Below are 17,863 nucleotides of genomic sequence, written 5' to 3'. Positions count from 1 at the left end.
TCGCTCAGCGTGCGCTCGGGTCCGTCTCGCGCAACGGCTCGATGCTGGTGGCGCGACGCCAGAGCTGGAGCATTACCCAGGCCGCGAAGAGGCTGAACAGGGCCATGAGCACGTGGCCGACCGTGTCGCCCAGGTCGAACAGACCGGCCAAAGCCCAGCCCGCCGCGATGGCGACCGCGAAGACCTCCGTGCCGACGAGCACCATCATGCTCAGGATCGTGATGAGATTCCGCGTATTCACTGCAGTGTCGCCCCGCTACGGCCTCGCACGGGAGGAAACCCGGCGCCAAGATAGATGCGGGGCGACTTAGCGCGAACCGAACTGGTCACGCAACGCCGCCCACGCCTTCACGTCGAAGCTCAGCGTGGCGCGCGCTTAGCAAGGATCCGCTGAAGCGTGCGGCGATGCATGTTCAGGCGGCGTGCCGTTTCCGAGACATTGCGTCCGCAGAGTTCATAGACCCGCTGAATGTGCTCCCAACGCACGCGGTCCGCGGACATCGGGTTTTCCGGCGGGTCGGCCCGCTCGCCTGGCTGCGCCATCAGGGTGCCATGGATCTCGTCGGCATCGGCTGGCTTGGCGAGGTAATCGAAAGCGCCGAGTTTCACAGCCGTTACCGCCGTTGCGATATTGCCGTAGCCGGTCAGGATGACGCCGCGCGCATCCGGCCGGCGCTCCTTGAGGCGCGCGATCACGTCGAGGCCGTTTCCGTCACCAAGGCGCATATCGATGACGGCGAAGGCGGGCGGGCGTACATCCACCATCGAGACGCCTTCGGCGACGCTCTCGGCAACCTGTACCTCGTAACCGCGCATCTCCATGGCACGGGCGAGCCGGGTCGAGAACGGCTTGTCGTCGTCGACAATCAGCAGCGACCGATCGCTGAAAGCGGCCAGGGGGTCGTTGTCGGCAAGCGGAGCGATATCGGCACCCGGCGCCGTTGTTCCAGTCTGCGTCAGCATCCGACGCTCCTCCGTAGTTCTCGAGCGATCCTCGAAAGGGTTTTGGTCTACGTCTCATATAGGTGTCGCACCGGCCTCCGTCAGGGGTTGCCCACGACTCAATTGCGCATGATCGACTGTCAGCGCGCCACGCTCGAAGATGTGACGGGCCCAGCTGATCCTTACTACGGCACCAGTCGCCTCGTGTTGCGAGACGTTCGACAACGTCAGCTGCGCGCCGGATCGTTCGATCAGTGTCTTTGCGATGAAAAGACCAAGCCCGAGGCCCGCTCCGGTGCTGTCAGGGCTTCGCGAGCGATCCGGGCTTCGGGTCGTCACATAGGGCTCGCCAGCGCGGAGGAGCACTTCGCTGGAGAAGCCCGGTCCGTCGTCCCGGATCTCAAGCCACACCCGCTCTAGGGTCCAGCGTGCCTCGATGATCACGCGGTCCGAGGCGAAGTCGACGGCATTGTCGACGATGTTGGCGAGCCCGAACATGACGCCCGGATTGCGTCGGCAGGCCGGCTCGGAACCTTCACCCTTGTTCGAAACGTCGAGGATGATGCCCATGGCACGCTGGGGTTCGACCAGTTCCTCGACGAGGTGGCTGAGGCTGACCGTCTGCAGAAACCCGGCCTCGTCGCTGTCGAGCGATGTTAGCTTCGAGAGGATGCCGCGGCAGCGGTCGACCTGATCGCGCAGAAGTGTCAGATCTTCCCTTACGGAAGGGCTGGCGGTGGTTGCCAACTGACGCGTCAGTTCCTTCGTCACCACCATGATCGTGCCGAGTGGCGTACCGAGTTCGTGAGCAGCCGCGGCGGCGAGCCCGTCGAGCTGCGACAGGTGCTGCTCGCGCGCCAGCACAAGTTCCGTGGCGGCAAGGGCCTGCGCGAGCTGGCGCGTCTCCTCAGCGACCTTCCAGGCGTAGACGCCCGTGAAGGCGGTGCCGAGCAGGATCGCGGTCCAGATGCCCGATATATACAGGAAGGGCAGTTCCAGGCGTCCGTCGGCGAACCAGGGCAGGGGACGGTGGACCAAGGCGAGCAGAGTCGCGAGGCCGATCGCCAGGAGCCCCAACGCCAGGGTCCGCTCAGGCGGAAGAGCGGTCGCTGAGATCAGCACGGGGGCGAGGAACAGCAGCGAGAATGGATTCTGTAATCCGCCGGTGAGGAACAGGAGGGCGGCGAGCTGGACGATGTCGAAGGCGAGGAGCAGGGCCGCGGAGTCGTCGCTTAACCGGTAGCTCGCGGGAAATCGGATGCGCAGCGCGAGATTCAGCCAGGACGAGGTGGCGATCACGAGGAAGCACCAGCCGAAGGGCAGCGGCAGGCCCAGCCCGAACTGCGCTCCGACGACAGCCGCGCTCTGTCCTGTGATCGCGAGCCATCGCAGCCGCACGAAGGTGTCGAGACGCAGGTGCCGTGCGTCGCGGACGAAGCCGTTGGTGCTCATGTCGATCATGTCAGGGAAACGATAGGGCCCGGCTGTCTCGCGTCTATCCCTTCGGCCACCGTCATGCGCTCCTGCCGCTGTCGCTTTTGCGCTAAATCGTTCCGACCGAATCCGCCGGGATCAATCTGGACGGCGTCCGGCAGGATGCGCATTTCTTGAGGCTTGGGCCAAGTATAGCCGGCGCAAGGGGGGTTTGTCCGTGAACTTGTCTTATCTCTGGTACGAGGCCGCCCGCCTGATGACGACGCCGGCGCGCCTCGTTGCGGATGTTGCCAAGCACAGCCTGCTGAACCCTGCCAACCCACTCGCTTACACGCCCTATGCCCGCTCGATGGCAGCGGCCTGCGAGATGTTCGAGCGGGTGACCCGACGCTACGGCAAGCCCACCTTCGGCTTCTCCAGCACCACCATTGATGGAACGAGCGTACCGGTAAGCGAGCGTGTCGTGTGGGAGCGCCCTTTCTGCCGCGTCATCACCTTCGACCGGGGTTTCGTGCGCCGCCCCGCAGAGCCGCAGCCCAAGCTCCTCATCGTCGCGCCGATGTCGGGTCACTACGCCACGCTTCTGCGCGGTACCGTGGAAGCCATGCTTCCGGACCATCAGGTCTTCATCACCGATTGGGCCGACGCCCGCATGGTGCCGATCGGAGCCGGGCGGTTCGATCTCGATTCCTACATCGACTACCTCATCGACATGTTCCGCGACCTCGGTCCGGATCTCCATGTCATGGCCGTGTGTCAGCCTGCCGTACCGGTGCTCGCTGCGATCGCCGTGATGGAGGCGCAGGACTATGCGCCGGTGCCGCGCTCGATGACGCTGATGGGCGGTCCCATCGACACCCGGCGCTCACCCACCGCGGTGAACTGCGTGGCGCAGGAGCGTGGAACCGCTTGGTTCGAGCGAAACTGCATCACCACGGTTCCTGCCGGCTATCCGGGCGTATGGCGCAGCGTCTATCCCGGCTTCTTCCAGCTCTCAGGCTTCATGGCGATGAACTTGGACCGGCACGTCAACGCCCATGCCGAGATGTTCGACCATCTTGTTCGGGGAGACGGTGATTCGGCGGAGAAGCACCGCGAGTTCTACGATGAGTACCTCGCCGTGATGGACCTCACGGCCGAGTTCTATCTGCAGACGGTGAAGACAGTCTTCGTCGATCACGCCTTGCCGAAAGGGACGATGATTCATCGCGGCGCCCGCGTCGATCTTGGTGCGCTCCGCACCTGCGCCATCCTCGCGATCGAGGGCGAGAACGACGACATCTCCGGTGTTGGACAGACGCAGGCCGCCCTGGATCTCACGCCGAATCTCCCATCCGAGCGGAAAGCCTATCATCTGCAGAAGGGAGTCGGGCATTACGGCGTCTTCAACGGTTCGCGCTACCGCACCATCATCGCGCCTCGGATCGCCGCCTTCGTCCGTGAGATGGCGGATTCCGACCGCGACGGGGCGCCGATCCGGCAGCAGCCCGAAGCGGATCGGCTCGGATCGCCCGCCTGAGGATGAGGGCGCGCGGATCGATGGCGAAGGTGCGCGACAGCGGTTAAGCTGGTCTCATGCGTTTGGCATTGCTGCGCGGGGCGGACCCGGATCACCTCGACATCGTGCATGAGGGCGAGACTCTTCGCGTCCTGTTGCGTCGCCGGCCGGCCGCGCGCCGCCTGACCCTTCGCGTCTCCAGCGCCACCGGCGACGTGGTGATGACCCTTCCAACACGGACTTCGGTCGGCGTCGCCCGGACCTTCGCAATCAGTCACGGTGGTTGGATCGCGGCGCGCCTGGCACGGATGCCCGAGCGCGTGCTGTTCGCAGCCGATGCCCTGCTCCCGATCCGAGGCGTTCCGCACAGAATCGTGCATCGGGAGCGACGCAGCGGTATCACCCGGCTCGAGGTCCTGGCGGACGAGCCCGTTCTGTCGGTCGCCTGCGACGCACCGCACATCGCCCGACGGGTGACAGAGTTCCTTCAGCGCGAGGCGCGACGCGATCTGACCGAGGCGGTAGCCCGCTACACTGAGAAGATGGGCCAGGGGCCGACCCGCATCACTTTACGCGACACCCGGAGTCGCTGGGGCTCCTGCACGGTTCGTGGCGAGCTGAACTTCTCCTGGCGGCTGATCCTCGCCCCATCCCCGGTGCTCGACTACCTCGTCGCCCACGAGATGGGCCATCTTCGCGAGATGAACCACTCGTCACGGTTCTGGTCCCTCGTCGGCTCGCTCTGCCCGCACGTGGACGAGGCCGAGCGGTGGCTGAAACGCAACGGCGCCAGCCTACACCGGTACGGCTGACGGTTCCTTAGCCGCGGACGCGAAGAGCCCGGCTGCGCTCGACCTGCTCCGCCGGCCAAGTCGGACGCGGGTCGACGTCGCCTGGGTTCAGGGTGCGCGGCGCGACACTGTCACAGATCTCGCGCTGGCGCAGGATCACAGGTTGGCCGAACTCGTCGCGGCGGCGAATGATGCCGCCGTCGCGGCAGAAGCCTGCGAGTTCGGCGGAGCTTCCGCCACGGCGGCCGCCGGGTGCGCGCGCTATGGGTCGATGCTCGACAACGAGGGAACCGTCCCGGTTAAGGGAGCGCTCGATGTAGGTCGTCTCGCCCACCGGCAGGGGTTCGGCGACAACCGGTCCCGTGATGACGAGGGTGGCGATGAGGAGTGGGGCGCGCAGTCGCATGGATCGGTCCGTTGGCGGGCAAGCGTGGCGGTCAGCACTAGAGGCTGTACGCGCGGCGCGATAGTCGGTTCCCGAAGGCCGGCCTTCGCTTGACATTCGATGGCCCAGCATGGTCGGAACACCCGAGTTTTCCGTTAACGGTTCGCGGGGCGGCGAGCCATGCGAAAGGGTCGTCGCGTGGGGTTTCGAGGAATGGTGCAGCGTGCACGCGGCCTGGTCGCCCGGGGTGTCGCGGCGAGCCTGCTCGGTGGAGCGATCCTGGTCGCCGGCCTGGGTCCCGACGATGCAGCGGCTCAGGGCATGGTTCGCAACACCTTTGGCGACTGGCAGCTCCGCTGCGAGACCCCGGCGGGTGCCAAGGCCGAGCAGTGCGCCCTGGTGCAGTACCTCGCGGCCGAGGACCGGCCGAACCTCACCCTGGTCGTCATCGTGCTGAAGACGGCCGACAACCGCGGCTTTCTCCTGCGCGTGGTCGCGCCCCTCGGCGTCCTGCTGCCCTCGGGCCTCGGCCTGAAGATCGACAAGACCGATGTCGGCCGGGCTGGCTTCGTCCGCTGCCTCACGACGGGCTGCGTCGCCGAGGTCGTGATGGATGAGGGGCTCATCAAGCAGTTCAGCGGCGGAGCGCAAGCGACCTTCATCGTCTTCCAGACACCGGAGGAAGGCGTCGGCATTCCGCTGTCGATGAAGGGATTCGGACAGGGATTCGACAGCCTGAAGTGATGGGCGCCGCAGGATGCGGATGGGACCGATGATGCGAAGAGAGCGGGATCTCGGCATGAATCTGGGCAGGGTGAAGGGGCGGCGGCGGTTCGGATTGGTGCTGGCGACGGCCCTCGCGGCGAGCGCTCTCAGGACCGGCGGCACCTCTGCGGAAGAGGGCAACTTCTTCACGAACATGCTGAAATACGGCGGCACCACTGTGCCGCCCTCGCAGGCCGCCGACACCGATCCGCCCTATTGCCCGACCGTGGCGGTGCCCGAAGGCGGCGCGGCGATCCAGTCCTATGCGGGCCGGGCCGGCGACAGTACCAGCCTCCGCCATCAGGTCACCATCGGGCGCCTCGCCAGGGAATGCGTCAAGGTTCAGGACGGCTCCGTGTCGGTGAAGGTCGGCGTCGAAGGACAGGTTCTGCTCGGGCCGGCCGGCAAGCCTGGCCGCTTCGATGCGCCGGTCACGATCAGCATCAAGGCGGGAGACAAGGTCGTGGTGTCGCGCGTTCACCGGGTGTCGGTCGCGGTGACGCCGGGAGCGGCCCAGGGTCTGTTCTCCTTCGTCGAGGACAATCTCCTCGTCCCGGCGGCAATGACCCGAGACTACGACATCGAGGTCCGGCTCGGGGGGGCGCCACAGAAGGCCGCGCCGCGCAAGAAGAAGCCCGCACTGGCCAACACCTCGGAGGACCGCGTCGCGGCACCGGCCACGGATGCGGCCGAGTGAACGTTGAGCCTGCGCGGGTGACGTCCTGACCGCATCCGGACGCGCCGTCGCCTTCTCCCTCGAAGCGACCGACGATCCTCTGTTCGACCGGCGGCTGCGGCTGGTCGAGACCGCACGGGGATGCTGGATTGTCCTGATCTACCAAGGAGATCCGGTGACTAATCCGCTGCGGCCGCTGCTGCGGCTGGCCCGCGACGACGGCCGGCGCGAGGTCTTCGTCCTGCCGGGGGCGGGGCAGGGGACGGCGACCTGGCTCGGCTACCTGCCGCCCGATACCGCCGCGATCGATCTCGCCGTCGCGGAACGCGGCGGATTCGTGCTGGAGCGGGTCGGCGTTCGGTCGGAGGCGAGCGTCTTCGCGGAGTGTCTGCGCAAGCGGCCCCTTCGCGCGATCTCCGCGGGATATCAGAGGCTTAGGGGCAACGAACGGCGGATGCGCGACATCCTCCGGGGGACCTGCGCCGTGACGCCGATGGCGAAGGCCGAGGCCTGGATGGCCGCGCGCGCCCGCCGCGATCGCGCTCCGATACCGTCGGGGCCGTCAGTCCGGCTGGTGATGCCGGCGCGGGTGGAGGCGGCGGAGCGGGTCGCGGCGACGATCCGCGGCCTGGAGGCGCAGAGCTTTACGGCCTGGAGCCTCGTCGTCGGCTGGTCGGAACCGGGATGCGCCGTCGCCTCGGACGATGCGCGGATCGTACAGACCACTTGGCAGGCCTTCGGTTGCGTCGGCGATTTCCTGAACGGCGACAACGCTTTGGCGCTGCTCACACCGGGTGACGGCCTCGATCCGGATGCCCTGGCGATCCTGGTGCGGACGTTGGCGGAGCCGGGCCGGCCGCAGATGGTCTACGGGGATGCCTGGGTGGAGGGCGCCGGAGCGAAGGCGGCCCTGAAGCCGGACTGGAGCCCCGATCTGGCGCTCGTCACGGCCTATCCCGGCACGCCGACCCTCTATGCCGGAGGCCTGCTCGAGCGCCTCCGGACTACGCCGCTCGGGGAGCCGGATACGCTCGCGACCCGCCTCGCGCTCGCGTCGGTATACCATGTGGGTCGCGACGAGGTCGCGCATGTGCCCCGCCTTCTCGCCCGCACGGCGCCCCCGTCGCCGGATTCGGCCGAGCGTCACGCCGCGATTCTCCAGGCTCACCTCGCCGAGACCCGCATCCCGGCCCGGGTCGAGGCGCACCCGTCCGGCTCCGACCTGCTCTGGGACCTGCCGGAGCCACCGCCCCTGGTCAGCGTCGTCATCCCGTCCCGGGATCGCCTGGAGCTCATCCAGGTGGCCGCCGACGGGGTCCTCAACGGAACGGCCTATGCGGCGATCGAACTCGTCATCGTCGACAACGGCTCGACCGATCCGGCGGTGCTGGCCCATTACGAGGGTCTGCGGCGGGATCCACGGGTCCGCATCCTGTCCTATCCGGGGCCGTTCAACTTCTCGGCGATGATCAATGCGGGGGTCGCCGGCTCCCGGGGCGACGTGGTGGTCCTCCTGAACAACGACGTCGCGGTGCTGCGCGAGGATTGGCTGGAGGCGCTGGTGCGCCAGGCCTGCCGGCCGGAGATCGGAGCGGTCGGGGCGAAGCTCCTCTACGCCGACGGGACCCTGCAGCATGCCGGCGTGGTGGTCGGGCTCGGGGGACGGGCGGGCCACATCCTGCGCCGGCGACCGGCCGACACGCCCGGGATGCTCGGCCGGATGCGGGTCGCCCACGAGGTGTCGGCCGTCACTGCGGCGTGCCTCGCCGTCGGGCGGGCCAAGTTCGATTCGGTCGGGGGGCTCGACGCGGAGACCTTCGCCGTCGACTTCAACGACGTCGACTTCTGCCTACGGCTCTCGGCGGCCGGCTACCGGACGATCTGGACGCCGCGGGCGGTGATGGCCCATCTCGAATCGACCAGCCGCGGGCCGGCGGTCGGCGCGGCGCGGCAGCGCTTCGAGCAGGAGGCCGACCACTTCGTGGAACGCTGGCGCGACACCATCCGGCACGATCCCTACTACCATCCGGCCCTGACCCTGACGACGTTCGGGGAAGACCTTGAATAGGAAGGGCGACCCGGCGCTCGTCTTCGCGGGCGCGGCGGGAAGCCCGGCCCGGACGCGCTGGCGGCGGGCCGCCGTGCTCCTGCTCCGCTATCCGGGGGAGGGGATGGCGATCTTGCGGGCGCGGCTGGCGGGCAAGCGCGTCCGGGCCGCCCAGGCCGGCGCCGCCCTGTTCGGCCTCGACCATGCGGGTCTCCTTTGCGGCCCGGCGGCGCGAGGCCGGCTCCTGCGGGCGACCGCCGTCGCGGGCGAGGCGGGTCCGGGCGAGAGCGTCCTGGTCCCGTCGATCGCGGAGCTGGCGGCGAATCGGACGGGCGGCGCCGACCTCCTCGTCCTCACGGCGCCGGGGCATGCCGTGGTGCCGGGCGCGACCGCGCGCCTCGCCGAGGCCTTCGCGCGGAACCCGGCGCACCAGCTCGTCTACGGCGACGCGCTGCTGGAGCTTGAGAGCGGGATGGCGATGCCCCTGCTGCGCCCGGCCTTCGATCCGGACTATGCGCGGGCGGTGGATTACATCGGCCCGGTGCTGGCGGTCCGGACCTCGGCCCTTGCCGCGATCACCGCGACGGAGGGGCCGGTCACCGATGCCCTCGACCTGACCCTGCGGGTCGCCGGGCATTTCGGGCGCGGGGCGATCGGGCACCTGCCGCGCGTCCTGTCGCGCAGCGCGGCGGCCTCGCCGGACACGCCGGAGCGACGCGCCGCCACCCTGCGCCGGAGTCTCGACCGCAGCGGCGACGGCGCCGTCGCGATCCGGGTCGAGCCGGACGGCGTACTGAATCTGGCGCATCCGCTCCCCGACGGACGCCCCCGCGTCAGCCTCATCGTGCCGACCCGGGACCGGGTCGATCTCCTGCGGACCTGCATCGCCAGCCTCGTCGAGCGGACGGACTGGCCGGATCGCGAGATCCTGATCTGCGACAACGACAGTCGCGAACCCGAGACCCTGGCGTATTTTCGGGACCTGGCGGCACGCGGCCTCGCGCGGATCGTGCCCTGTCCCGGCCCCTTCGACTTTGCCGGCATGAACAACCGGGCCGCCGCGGAGGCGCAGGGGCAGGTCCTGGCCTTCGTCAACAACGACGTCGCGGCCCTGCATCCGGACTGGCTGGAGCGCCTGGTGCGCGAGGCCCTGCGGCCGGACGTGGGAGCGGTCGGGGCCAAGCTCCTCGACGGGCGCGGCCGCATCCAGCACGGCGGCGTGCTGCTCGGGCCGGGCGGGCTCGTCACCCATGCGCACCGATTCTTTCCCGGGGACGCACCGGGCTACCTCGCCGGCCTGCGGGCGACCCGCGAGGTCGCGGCGGTCACGGCGGCCTGCCTCGTGGTGGAGGCGCGCAAGTTCGCGGCGGTGGCGGGCTTCGATGCGGGGGCCTTCGCGGTCGACTTCAACGACGTCGACCTGTGCCTGCGCCTCGGGGCGGCGGGATACCGCACCCTGTTCGTTCCGGGGGCGGTGCTGCGCCACGACGAGGCCGCGAGCCGGCGCTGGACGCCCGCCGCGCGGGAGCGCCACGGGCGCGAGGTCGCGGCCTTCAAAGAGCGATGGGGGCCGCTGCTGGCGCAGGACTCCCATTATCACCCGGGGTTCGACCCCCATCTCGGCACCTATGCGCGGCTGCGTCCCGGCTGGCCCGAGGAAGGCCCGGTCGAGCTGCGCTGAGCCACGCCGTCCCGCCTCACCGCGACCGAGCTTGGCCCGCGACCACCCTCACCCGGAATCAGGAAGTCGGTCAGAGTGCCGAGATCCCGCGAGCCGCGCAGCGGAGCTCGGGATCAAGACACGCAGGTGGTGCAGGACTTTACGGCGTCGTCGGCTCTGTATTGCCCGCCGCCGGCGCGCCCCTTCGGGTCCGGGCTCGCCTGCGGCGTCCCGGAATGACGGTGCGGTGACACAGGCAAGCCGCCGCCCCTTCGAGTGCCGGCACGCGCAATCCGGGCTTCATCGAAACATCTTTGCGAGGTCATTCGCACGGCAGGTCGAGCCGGACCGGCCCGCCCCCTCAGCCCGCCATCGCCCGCTCGAACAGCGCCCGGATCTCGGTGCGCGTCTCGTCCAGCTGGGCGATGAGGCGGTTCGAATCCGGGGCGCCCATGGCGACGGCGAGGCGGGACAGGGCCACCGGCGAGGCCTCGGCCGGATCGCCCTCCACCATCAGGCGCTGCCAGTGCAGCACGTCGTCGAACTGGCGATAGGCTTCGACCAGGCGCTCCGCGTCAGGCCGGGCGAGGTCGCCGTGCTCGGCGGCCTCGGCGAACACCGCGCAGGCGCCGAGGCCGACGAGGCCGGGCCGGCGATGGGCCTGACCGAGCACCAGGGCCTGGGCCAGGAAGTCGAGGTCGAGGAGGCCGCCGGGGGCGAGCTTGAGGTCGAGGGGGCCGCGATGGCCCTTCTCCCGCTCCACGAGGCTGCGCATCTCCCGCACCGCGCGCCGGACCTCGGCGGGCGGGCGCGCGCGACCCACCACTGCGCGGATCTCGGCCGCGAGCTCGGCGCCGAGGCCGGGATCGCCGGCGATCACCCGGGCGCGGGTCAGGGCCATGTGCTCCCAGAGCTCGGCCTCCTCCGCGTGGTAGCTGCGGAAGCTGCGCCACTGCACGGCCACCGGTCCCTGGCCGCCGCCGGGGCGCAGGCGCAGGTCGACCTCGTAGAGGTGCCCGCGCCGGGTCGGCACCGTCAGGGCGGCGACGATGCGCTGGGCGAGCCGGTTGTAGGCCACCGCCGCGTCGAGGGTTTTCGGGCCGGCGCTGGTGCGGTCCTCCGGGTCGAAATCGTAGACCAGCACGAGGTCGAGGTCGGAATCCGCGGTGAGCTGGCGCGAGCCGAGCCGGCCGAGGCCGAGCACCGCGAGGCGCCCCTTCGGCACCGCCCCGTGCTCGGCGAAGAAGCTCTCCGAGACCCGCTCGACGGTGACCGCGATCACCGCGTCGGCGATGCCCGCGAAGGCGCGGCCGGCCTCCTCGGGCGAGAGGATGCCGGAGAGGAGGCGGGCGCCCATGAGGAAGCGTAGCTGGCGGGCGGCGTCGCGCGCGCGGTCGAGGAAGTCCTCGTGGTCGTTCGCCTGGCCGAGGCGGGCACGGAACTGCTGCGCCAGGGTCTCGGCGTCGGTGCTGGGATCGGCGAAATCCCGGTCGATCACCGCGTCGAGGACGTGCGGGCTGAAGGCGACCGTCTCGGCGAGCCGCGGCGCGGTGCCCAGGAGGTCGGCGAAGAGCAGGCGCAGGCGCTCGTTCGAGCGCAGGATCGTCAGGAGTTCCAGGGCCGCCGGCATCCGGGCGAAGGCCCGGTCCAGGGTGTCGAGGGCGGCGTCCGGGTGGGCGGTACCGCCCAGCGCCTGCATCAGTACCGGCACCAGCTCGGTCAGGACCTCGCGGGCGCGGGGCGTCCGCACCGCGGGGCGCCGGCCGAAATGCCAGCCGCGCACGGTCTCCACCGCCCGCTCGGGCTCGCGGAAGCCGAGCTTGGCCAGGGTCGCCAGGGTGCCCGGGTCGTCGCCGGTGCCGCTGAACACGAGGTCGCCGACATCCGACGACAGGTCCGGCTCGGCCTCGAACAGCAGGGCGTAGTGGCCCTGCACCCGGCGGGCGTGGTGGAACAGGGCCGCCTCGAAGGCCGCCAGCGTCGGAAAGCCCGCGAAGCGCGCGAAGCGGTCGAGCTCTTCGGCCTCGCTCGGCAGGCGCTGGGTCTGCTCGTCGCGCAGCATCTGGAGGCGGTGCTCGATGGTGCGCAGGAAGCCGTAGGCCGCCGTGAGGTCGTCGCGGGCCGTCGCGTCGATCCAGCCGTCGCGGGTCAGGCCGTCGAGCATCGGCACGGTGCCGCGCCCGCGCAGCTCCGGCCGGCGCCCGCCGAAGACGAGCTGCTGGGTCTGGACGAAGAACTCGATCTCGCGGATGCCGCCGCGCCCGAGCTTGATGTCGTGGCCCGCCACCGCGATCGTGTCGTGGCCGCGCACGGCGTGGATCTGACGCTTCATCGCGTGCACGTCGGCGATGGAGGCGAAGTCGAAGTATTTCCGCCAGACGAAGGGGCGCAGATTCGCCAGGAAGGCCTCCCCGGCCGGGATGTCGCCGGCGATCGCCCGCGCCTTGATGTAGGCCGCCCGCTCCCAGTTCTGGCCCAGGTTCTCGTAGTAGAGGTAGGCCGCGTTCAGCGAGAGCGCCGCCGGGGTCGAGCCCGGGTCCGGGCGCAGGCGGTAATCGACCCGGTGGACGTAGCCGTCGGCGGTGCGCTCCTGCAGCAGCTTGGCCATGCCCTGCGCCAGCTTGGTGAAGAACGGCGTCGCCGGCAGGTCGGGCTTCAGGGGCGCGGTCTCGGGATCGAAGAAGACCACCAGGTCGATGTCGCTGGAATAGTTCAGCTCGCCGGCCCCGTGCTTGCCCAGCGCCAGCACGATCAGGCCCGAGCCGGCCTGCGGCGCGTTCGCGTCGCGGGGCAGGAAGCGCCCCGCCGCGGCGGCCTGCAGCAGCATGGCGTCGGCGGCCGCCCGCACCGAGGCGTCGGCGAAGTCGGAGAGCGCCCGGGTCACCGTGGCGAGCGGCCAGAGCCCGCCGATATCGGCCAGGGCCACCAGGAGCGCGTGCTCCGCCCGGTTCTGCCGGAGGTGCCGCGCCGCGGCGTCGAGATCGGGCTCGCGCCCCGCCGCGAGCTGCCGGGCGATCAGCGCCGCCAGCGCCGCTTCCGGCTCGGCCTCGGCGAGGGCGACGAGGCGCTCGGGCGCCCGCGCGACCAGCTGCCAAAGGAACGGCGAATGGTCGGCGAGGCCGAGGAGCAGCGCCCGCAGGGGTTCGTCGAGGAAGCCGGAGGGCAGCGCGGGCTCGATCTCGGCGAGGCGCGCCGCGGCGGCCGCGGGATCGGACAGGACGGGCGCGGCGGACAGGCGCGCGCGAAGGCTGCGGCGCGGCGCGTCGTCGGCGGCCTGGTTCATGCCCTACCCTCCCGTCGGATCTCCGGCCGGCAGGGTTATCACGACGGCGAGCCCGGGGGCATGGTCTTCCAGTGCCAGCGTACCCTGGTGCAGGCGCACCACCGCGTTGACGAGGCTGAGGCCGAGGCCGAAGCCGGGCCGCGAGCGCGCCTCCTCCAGTCGGACGAAGCGGTCGAGCACGCGGCCCCGCGCCTCGCTGGGGATGCCGGGGCCGGAATCGGCGACGCAGAGGCGCAGGGCCTCGCCCACCCGCGCGGCGCTGAGCCGGATCTCGCCGCTCGGCCCGCCGTACTTCACCGCGTTGTCCACGAGGTTCGCCAGCGCCTGCCCGATCAGCTCGCGGCTGCCGCGCAGGGTCAGCGGCGCGCCCTCCGTCTGGACGTGCAGCGCCAGGCCCTGCTCGGAGGCCAGGGGTTCGTAGAGCTCGGCCACGGCCTGGACCACGGCGGCGACGTCGAAGGTCTGGAAGTCCTCGCGGGCGTTCACGCCCTCCAGCCGGGCGATCATCAGGAGCGCGTTGAAGATCCGGATCAGCCCGTCGCTCTCCTCGATCACCCCCTCCATGGCCGTGCGCAGGGCGTCCGGCGTCTCGGCGGTACGCAGGGCCTCCTCGGCCCGGTTGCGCAGGCGGGTCAGGGGCGTCTTGAGGTCGTGGGCGATGTTGTCGGAGACGTCGCGCAGGCCGCGCATCAGCTCGCCGATCCGCTCCAGCATGGCGTTCAGGTTGCGCGCCAGCCGGTCGAGCTCGTCGCCGGTCCCCGCCACCGCGAGGCGTCCGTCGAGGTCGCCGGCCATGATCCGGCGGGTGGTCTCGGTCATGGCGTCGACGCGCTTGAGCACCCGGCTGGCGATGAACCAGGCGCCGAACACGCCGAGGAGCACCACGAGCCCCACCGACGAGCCGAAGGTCCGCACGATCACCGCGCGCAGCCGGTCGCGCTCGGCCACGTCCCGCCCGACGAGGAGCCGGAAGCCCCCGGGCAGGACGAAGATCTGCATGATCGCCCGGTGCTCGAGGTTCTGGGTCCCGCCGATGCGGGCGTAGTTCGCCTCGGTCTGGCCCGGGTCGACGATGAGGCCGGTGGGCAGGGCGTCGATGTTGCCGACGATGCGCTCCCCGGCCGCGTTGGTGACGAGGTAGAGCGAGGCCCCCGGCTCGCCGGCGCGCCGCTCCACCGCCGAGATCAGCCGCCGCAGGCCGCCGAGCTTGTACTGCTCGGACAGGCCGTTGATCTCGGCCTCGATGGTGGAGACCATCTGGTCGTCGAGCGCCCGGCTGGCGTTCCAGGCGACGTAGCCCAGCGCCAGCAGCGCGAAGGTCGCGAACACCACCAGATAGGCGAAGGACAGCTTGAAGGCCGTCGTGCGGAACAGGTTGCCGAGGCGCCCGGCCGGGGCGTCGTCGAGGGACGTCACGAGGCCGTGCCGGGGCCGCGCGCCTCGTCGACCCGCAGCACGTAGCCGGTGCCGCGCACGGTGTGGATGATCGGGTGCTCGAAATCCTTGTCCACCTTGGCTCGCAGGCGCGAGACGTGGACGTCGATGACGTTGGTCTGCGGATCGAAATGGTAGTCCCAGACATGCTCCAGCAGCATCGTCCGGGTCACGACTTGGCCGGCGTGGCGCATCAGGTACTCGAGCAGGCGGAATTCGCGCGGCTGCAGCACGATCTCGTGGCCGGCGCGGGTGACGCGGTGGGACAGGCGGTCGAGTTCGAGGTCGCCGACCCGGTAGGCCGTGGCCTCCACGGCAGCCCCCGGCCCGGCCCGGCGGCGGGCCAGCACCTCGGCCCGGGCCAGCAGCTCGGAGAAGGCGTAGGGTTTGGGCAGGTAGTCGTCGCCCCCGGCCCGCAGGCCCTTCACCCGGTCGTCCACCTGGCCCAGCGCCGAGAGGATGAGCACCGGCGTGGTCACGCCCTGCTCGCGCAGCGAGCGGATCAGCGACAGCCCGTCGAGCTTGGGCAGCATGCGGTCGACGATGAGCACGTCGTAATCGCCCTCCTGCGCCAGGGCGTAGCCGTCGAGGCCGTCCGAGGCCTGGTCCGGCACGTGACCGGCCTCGCGGAAGGCCTTGACCAGATACGCGACCGCCTCGCGGTCGTCCTCGATGATGAGCAGACGCATGGGACGGAGTGATAGGGTCTCGCCCGTCCGCGGGAAACCGCCTTGTCCGGCAACGCCCATGCCGCATCCCTCCGCGCTGGATCGATGGCCGGAAGAGTGGGGCGCCGCGCCTTGCACGACGCTGGCGGAAACATGACGCTTTGGTCATGTCTCGGGTCGCCGGAGGCAGGTCCGGAGAAGCAAGTCCGGAGAGGCAGGCCTAGTCCGGGCGCGGCCCCGCGCCGCCGGCCCGGGCGGAGAGCCGGGTGCGGGCCCAGTCGCGCAGCAGGGCCTCCTCGTAGCCGAAGCTCCCGCTGGCGGCCGCGGCGCGGGCGCCGAACAGGAAGTTGATGTCGGTCAGGCGGTCCTCGCCCGCGGCGAGGCGGCGGCCCCCGCGCCGCAGATCGTAGCGCAGGCGGATCGCCGGCGGGGTGGCGTCGCCGACGATGCGCAGGCCCGAGGGGATGTTCAGGTCCGGGCGCACGAAGCCGGCCCGGTCGATGTCGAGGACGTCCACCGAGAGGGTCTCGTCCGGTCCCATCACGCGCAGGGCGGAGGCCTCGATGATCCGCCGGATCTCGGCCAGCGTTCCGCGCAGGCCGGGACCCGCGCCGAATCGGTCGTCGGCATCGGTGTAGCGCTCGGGTGCCACGAAGCGGACGGTGACCCGTGCGGGTGCCGCCGCGCCGTCCCGCGCCGAAGCGGCATTCCCCAGCCCCGCGCCGATCAGCAGCGCGAGCCCCGCGCGGCGGAGCCGGCTCACCTCAATAGCCCTTCTTCACCTGGGCCAGGGCGCGGGTGAGGCCGTCGGCGATGACCTCGCGCTCGGGCGGCGAGGCGTCGCGGGCGACCACCACGAATTGCCGCCGGGATTCGAGGGTCAGCGTCTGCATGCCGTACTCGTCGTCCTCGACCCGGGTGAGCTTGGTCCAGAGCGGGTTGAAGCGCCATTCCCGGCGCTCGCCGCGATGGGTCACCCGGGCGAGCATCACCTCGATCGGGGTGATCACCACCTCCTCGAAGGAGCGCCCGCGCCGAAAGCTCGCCTTCAGGGCGACGTAGAGGGCGATCATGTCGAGGCCGAAGAAACCCGCCACCGGCCAGAACCCGGCCCGGACGCAGGCGACCGAGGTGACGAGGGAGACGACGCAGCACCCGATCATCACGTTGCGGAAGCCGTCGGGGCTCAGGGATTGGTGCGGCCGGATGGTGGCCTGGAACACAGGCCGGTCCATGCTGTCGGGATCCAGGCCGTCCGGATGCCGGCCGATCGGAGGGACGTGGTCATTGCCGCTCGCCATGCGAGGAATATAACGCAGGGATGCCCAGCCGACAGCCGACCAGACCACGGAAATCGCCGATCTCCGCGCGGCTCGCCGCGCCGATCGTCGCAGCGGCGCCCGCCACGCCCGAGCCCGTCGGCCCGGAGGCCGTGGCGGAGATCTTCGCGCGGCTCAGCGCGGCCAACCCGGAGCCGCGCGCCGAGCTCGAATTCCAGAACCCCTTCACCCTGCTGGTGGCGGTGGTTCTGTCGGCCCAGGCCACGGACCGCAGCGTCAACCTCGCCACGGCCCCGCTCTTCGCCATCGCGGACACGCCGGCGGCGATGCTGGCCCTCGGGGAGGAGCGGGTGCGCGACTTCATCCGCACCATCGGGCTGTTCAACACCAAGGCGAAGAACGTCGTCGCCCTGTCGCGGATCCTGGTCGAGCAGCACGGCGGCGAGGTGCCCCGCGCCCGCGAGGCCCTGGAGGTGCTGCCCGGCGTCGGCACCAAGACCGCGAGCGTGGTCCGCAACGTCGCCTTCGGCGAGGAGACCATCGCGGTCGACACCCACATCTTCCGGGTCTCCAACCGGATTCCCCTCGTGGTCGCCCCCACCACCGACAAGGTCCAGGCCGGGCTCGAGGCCATCGTGCCCGCCCCCTACCGGCTCAACGCCCATCACTGGCTGATCCTGTTCGGCCGCTACATCTGCAAGGCCCGCAAGCCCGAATGCTACCGCTGCCCGATCGCCGACCTGTGCCGCTTCCCGGCCAAGACTTCTGCCCCATGAGCGAGACTCCTGCTCCGTGACGTCGGCGCCTGCTCCGTGAGCGAGACGCCGGCCCCATGAGGACGACCCGTCCTTCGTGAGCGCGTCACGCGCCCGCCGAGCCGGACGGCGCGGCCTGAACCGGCCCCGTCGCCCTTGCGTCCGGAGCCGGCTCCGAATTATCACCCGGCTTCCCTCAGGGCGGCATGGGTCCCATCCGGCCAGCGCGTTGTGCTGCCAGCCGC

General features: G+C 70.6%; 16 protein-coding genes. 7 read left to right on the top strand and 9 right to left on the bottom strand.

All coding sequences use genetic code 11. The features are described from left to right. Positions 1–4 precede the first annotated feature (4 nt). The 3 genes from AC0IWM_RS09075 to AC0IWM_RS09065 form a co-directional block, all read right to left on the bottom strand. Positions 5–241: a hypothetical protein gene (locus AC0IWM_RS09075; protein ID WP_056476124.1), complete on the bottom strand. Its 237-nt coding sequence runs from the start codon at positions 239–241 to the stop codon at positions 5–7. 119 nt (positions 242–360) lie between these two features. Beyond that, positions 361–963, bottom strand: coding sequence for an ActR/PrrA/RegA family redox response regulator transcription factor (locus tag AC0IWM_RS09070; RefSeq protein ID WP_471754455.1), 603 nt, complete (start codon positions 961–963; stop codon positions 361–363). 54 nt (positions 964–1,017) lie between these two features. Next, on the bottom strand, positions 1,018–2,403 hold the full coding sequence (locus AC0IWM_RS09065) for an ActS/PrrB/RegB family redox-sensitive histidine kinase (RefSeq protein ID WP_471754453.1): 1,386 nt from the start codon (positions 2,401–2,403) through the stop codon (positions 1,018–1,020). A 190-nt stretch (positions 2,404–2,593) separates the two neighbouring features. Here AC0IWM_RS09065 and AC0IWM_RS09060 point away from each other — a divergent pair, with 190 nt between their 5' ends. Together AC0IWM_RS09060 and AC0IWM_RS09055 are read left to right on the top strand one after the other, a co-directional pair. Next, positions 2,594–3,895 (top strand): polyhydroxyalkanoate depolymerase, encoded by a 1,302-nt coding sequence (locus AC0IWM_RS09060; protein WP_471754451.1) that lies wholly within the window; start codon positions 2,594–2,596, stop codon positions 3,893–3,895. A gap of 56 nt (positions 3,896–3,951) precedes the next feature. Further along, a complete protein-coding gene (locus AC0IWM_RS09055) occupies positions 3,952–4,686 on the top strand; it encodes a M48 family metallopeptidase (RefSeq protein WP_471754449.1) in 735 nt (244 codons plus the stop codon). A gap of 7 nt (positions 4,687–4,693) precedes the next feature. Here the strand turns inward: AC0IWM_RS09055 and AC0IWM_RS09050 are convergent, their stop codons facing one another. Beyond that, positions 4,694–5,071, bottom strand: coding sequence for a hypothetical protein (locus AC0IWM_RS09050; protein ID WP_471754447.1), 378 nt, complete (start codon positions 5,069–5,071; stop codon positions 4,694–4,696). A 192-nt stretch (positions 5,072–5,263) separates the two neighbouring features. On the opposite strand from AC0IWM_RS09050, the gene AC0IWM_RS09045 reads away from it, so the two are divergent. From AC0IWM_RS09045 to AC0IWM_RS09030, 4 genes are all read left to right on the top strand, one after another. After that, on the top strand, positions 5,264–5,794 hold the full coding sequence (locus AC0IWM_RS09045; RefSeq protein ID WP_471754445.1) for an invasion associated locus B family protein: 531 nt from the start codon (positions 5,264–5,266) through the stop codon (positions 5,792–5,794). A 55-nt stretch (positions 5,795–5,849) separates the two neighbouring features. After that, positions 5,850–6,512, top strand: coding sequence for a hypothetical protein (locus tag AC0IWM_RS09040; RefSeq protein WP_471754443.1), 663 nt, complete (start codon positions 5,850–5,852; stop codon positions 6,510–6,512). Positions 6,513–6,666: 154 nt separating this feature from the next. After that, positions 6,667–8,559 (top strand): glycosyltransferase family 2 protein, encoded by a 1,893-nt coding sequence (locus AC0IWM_RS09035; protein ID WP_471754441.1) that lies wholly within the window; start codon positions 6,667–6,669, stop codon positions 8,557–8,559. Then, the gene (locus tag AC0IWM_RS09030) at positions 8,552–10,219 is read left to right on the top strand and encodes a glycosyltransferase (protein ID WP_471754439.1); all 1,668 of its coding nucleotides are present in this window, start codon (positions 8,552–8,554) and stop codon (positions 10,217–10,219) included. The genes AC0IWM_RS09035 and AC0IWM_RS09030 overlap by 8 nt, the downstream gene beginning before the upstream one ends. Positions 10,220–10,559: 340 nt before the next feature. On the opposite strand, the gene AC0IWM_RS09025 is transcribed toward AC0IWM_RS09030, so the two are convergent. The 5 genes from AC0IWM_RS09025 to AC0IWM_RS09005 form a co-directional block, all read right to left on the bottom strand. Next, positions 10,560–13,481, bottom strand: coding sequence for a bifunctional [glutamine synthetase] adenylyltransferase/[glutamine synthetase]-adenylyl-L-tyrosine phosphorylase (locus tag AC0IWM_RS09025; RefSeq protein ID WP_471754437.1), 2,922 nt, complete (start codon positions 13,479–13,481; stop codon positions 10,560–10,562). Positions 13,482–13,484: 3 nt separating this feature from the next. Beyond that, positions 13,485–14,897 carry a sensor histidine kinase gene (locus AC0IWM_RS09020; RefSeq protein WP_471754435.1) on the bottom strand — a complete coding sequence of 471 codons (1,413 nt, stop codon included), beginning with the start codon at positions 14,895–14,897 and terminating at the stop codon, positions 13,485–13,487. Continuing rightward, complete coding sequence (locus AC0IWM_RS09015; RefSeq protein WP_471754433.1) at positions 14,894–15,604, bottom strand: winged helix-turn-helix domain-containing protein; 711 nt, start codon at positions 15,602–15,604, stop codon at positions 14,894–14,896. Before AC0IWM_RS09015 ends, AC0IWM_RS09020 begins: the two co-directional genes overlap by 4 nt. 199 nt (positions 15,605–15,803) lie before the next feature. Next, complete coding sequence (locus tag AC0IWM_RS09010) at positions 15,804–16,346, bottom strand: DUF3016 domain-containing protein (protein ID WP_471754431.1); 543 nt, start codon at positions 16,344–16,346, stop codon at positions 15,804–15,806. 1 nt (position 16,347) lies between these two features. Continuing rightward, the gene (locus AC0IWM_RS09005; protein ID WP_056476099.1) at positions 16,348–16,884 is read right to left on the bottom strand and encodes a DUF2244 domain-containing protein; all 537 of its coding nucleotides are present in this window, start codon (positions 16,882–16,884) and stop codon (positions 16,348–16,350) included. A 20-nt stretch (positions 16,885–16,904) separates the two neighbouring features. Between AC0IWM_RS09005 and nth the strand changes: the two genes are divergently transcribed. Next, a complete protein-coding gene (nth, locus tag AC0IWM_RS09000; RefSeq protein WP_471754429.1) occupies positions 16,905–17,639 on the top strand; it encodes an endonuclease III in 735 nt (244 codons plus the stop codon). Positions 17,640–17,863: the final 224 nt, after the last annotated feature.

The organism is Methylobacterium sp. AC433 (assembly GCF_979253015.1).
This window is presented reverse-complemented; position numbering and strand designations above follow the sequence as displayed.

Bases quoted from the DNA above. Each gene is read 5' to 3' on its own strand.
- AC0IWM_RS09070 (WP_471754455.1), bottom strand. From the start codon at position 963: ATGCTGACGCAGACTGGAACAACGGCGCCGGGTGCCGATATCGCTCCG.
- AC0IWM_RS09065 (WP_471754453.1), bottom strand. From the start codon at position 2,403: ATGATCGACATGAGCACCAACGGCTTCGTCCGCGACGCACGGCACCTG.
- AC0IWM_RS09055 (WP_471754449.1), top strand. From the start codon at position 3,952: ATGCGTTTGGCATTGCTGCGCGGGGCGGACCCGGATCACCTCGACATC.
- AC0IWM_RS09050 (WP_471754447.1), bottom strand. From the start codon at position 5,071: ATGCGACTGCGCGCCCCACTCCTCATCGCCACCCTCGTCATCACGGGA.
- AC0IWM_RS09045 (WP_471754445.1), top strand. From the start codon at position 5,264: ATGGTGCAGCGTGCACGCGGCCTGGTCGCCCGGGGTGTCGCGGCGAGC.
- AC0IWM_RS09040 (WP_471754443.1), top strand. From the start codon at position 5,850: ATGAATCTGGGCAGGGTGAAGGGGCGGCGGCGGTTCGGATTGGTGCTG.
- AC0IWM_RS09025 (WP_471754437.1), bottom strand. From the start codon at position 13,481: ATGAACCAGGCCGCCGACGACGCGCCGCGCCGCAGCCTTCGCGCGCGC.
- AC0IWM_RS09015 (WP_471754433.1), bottom strand. From the start codon at position 15,604: ATGCGTCTGCTCATCATCGAGGACGACCGCGAGGCGGTCGCGTATCTG.
- AC0IWM_RS09005 (WP_056476099.1), bottom strand. From the start codon at position 16,884: ATGGCGAGCGGCAATGACCACGTCCCTCCGATCGGCCGGCATCCGGAC.
- nth (WP_471754429.1), top strand. From the start codon at position 16,905: ATGCCCAGCCGACAGCCGACCAGACCACGGAAATCGCCGATCTCCGCG.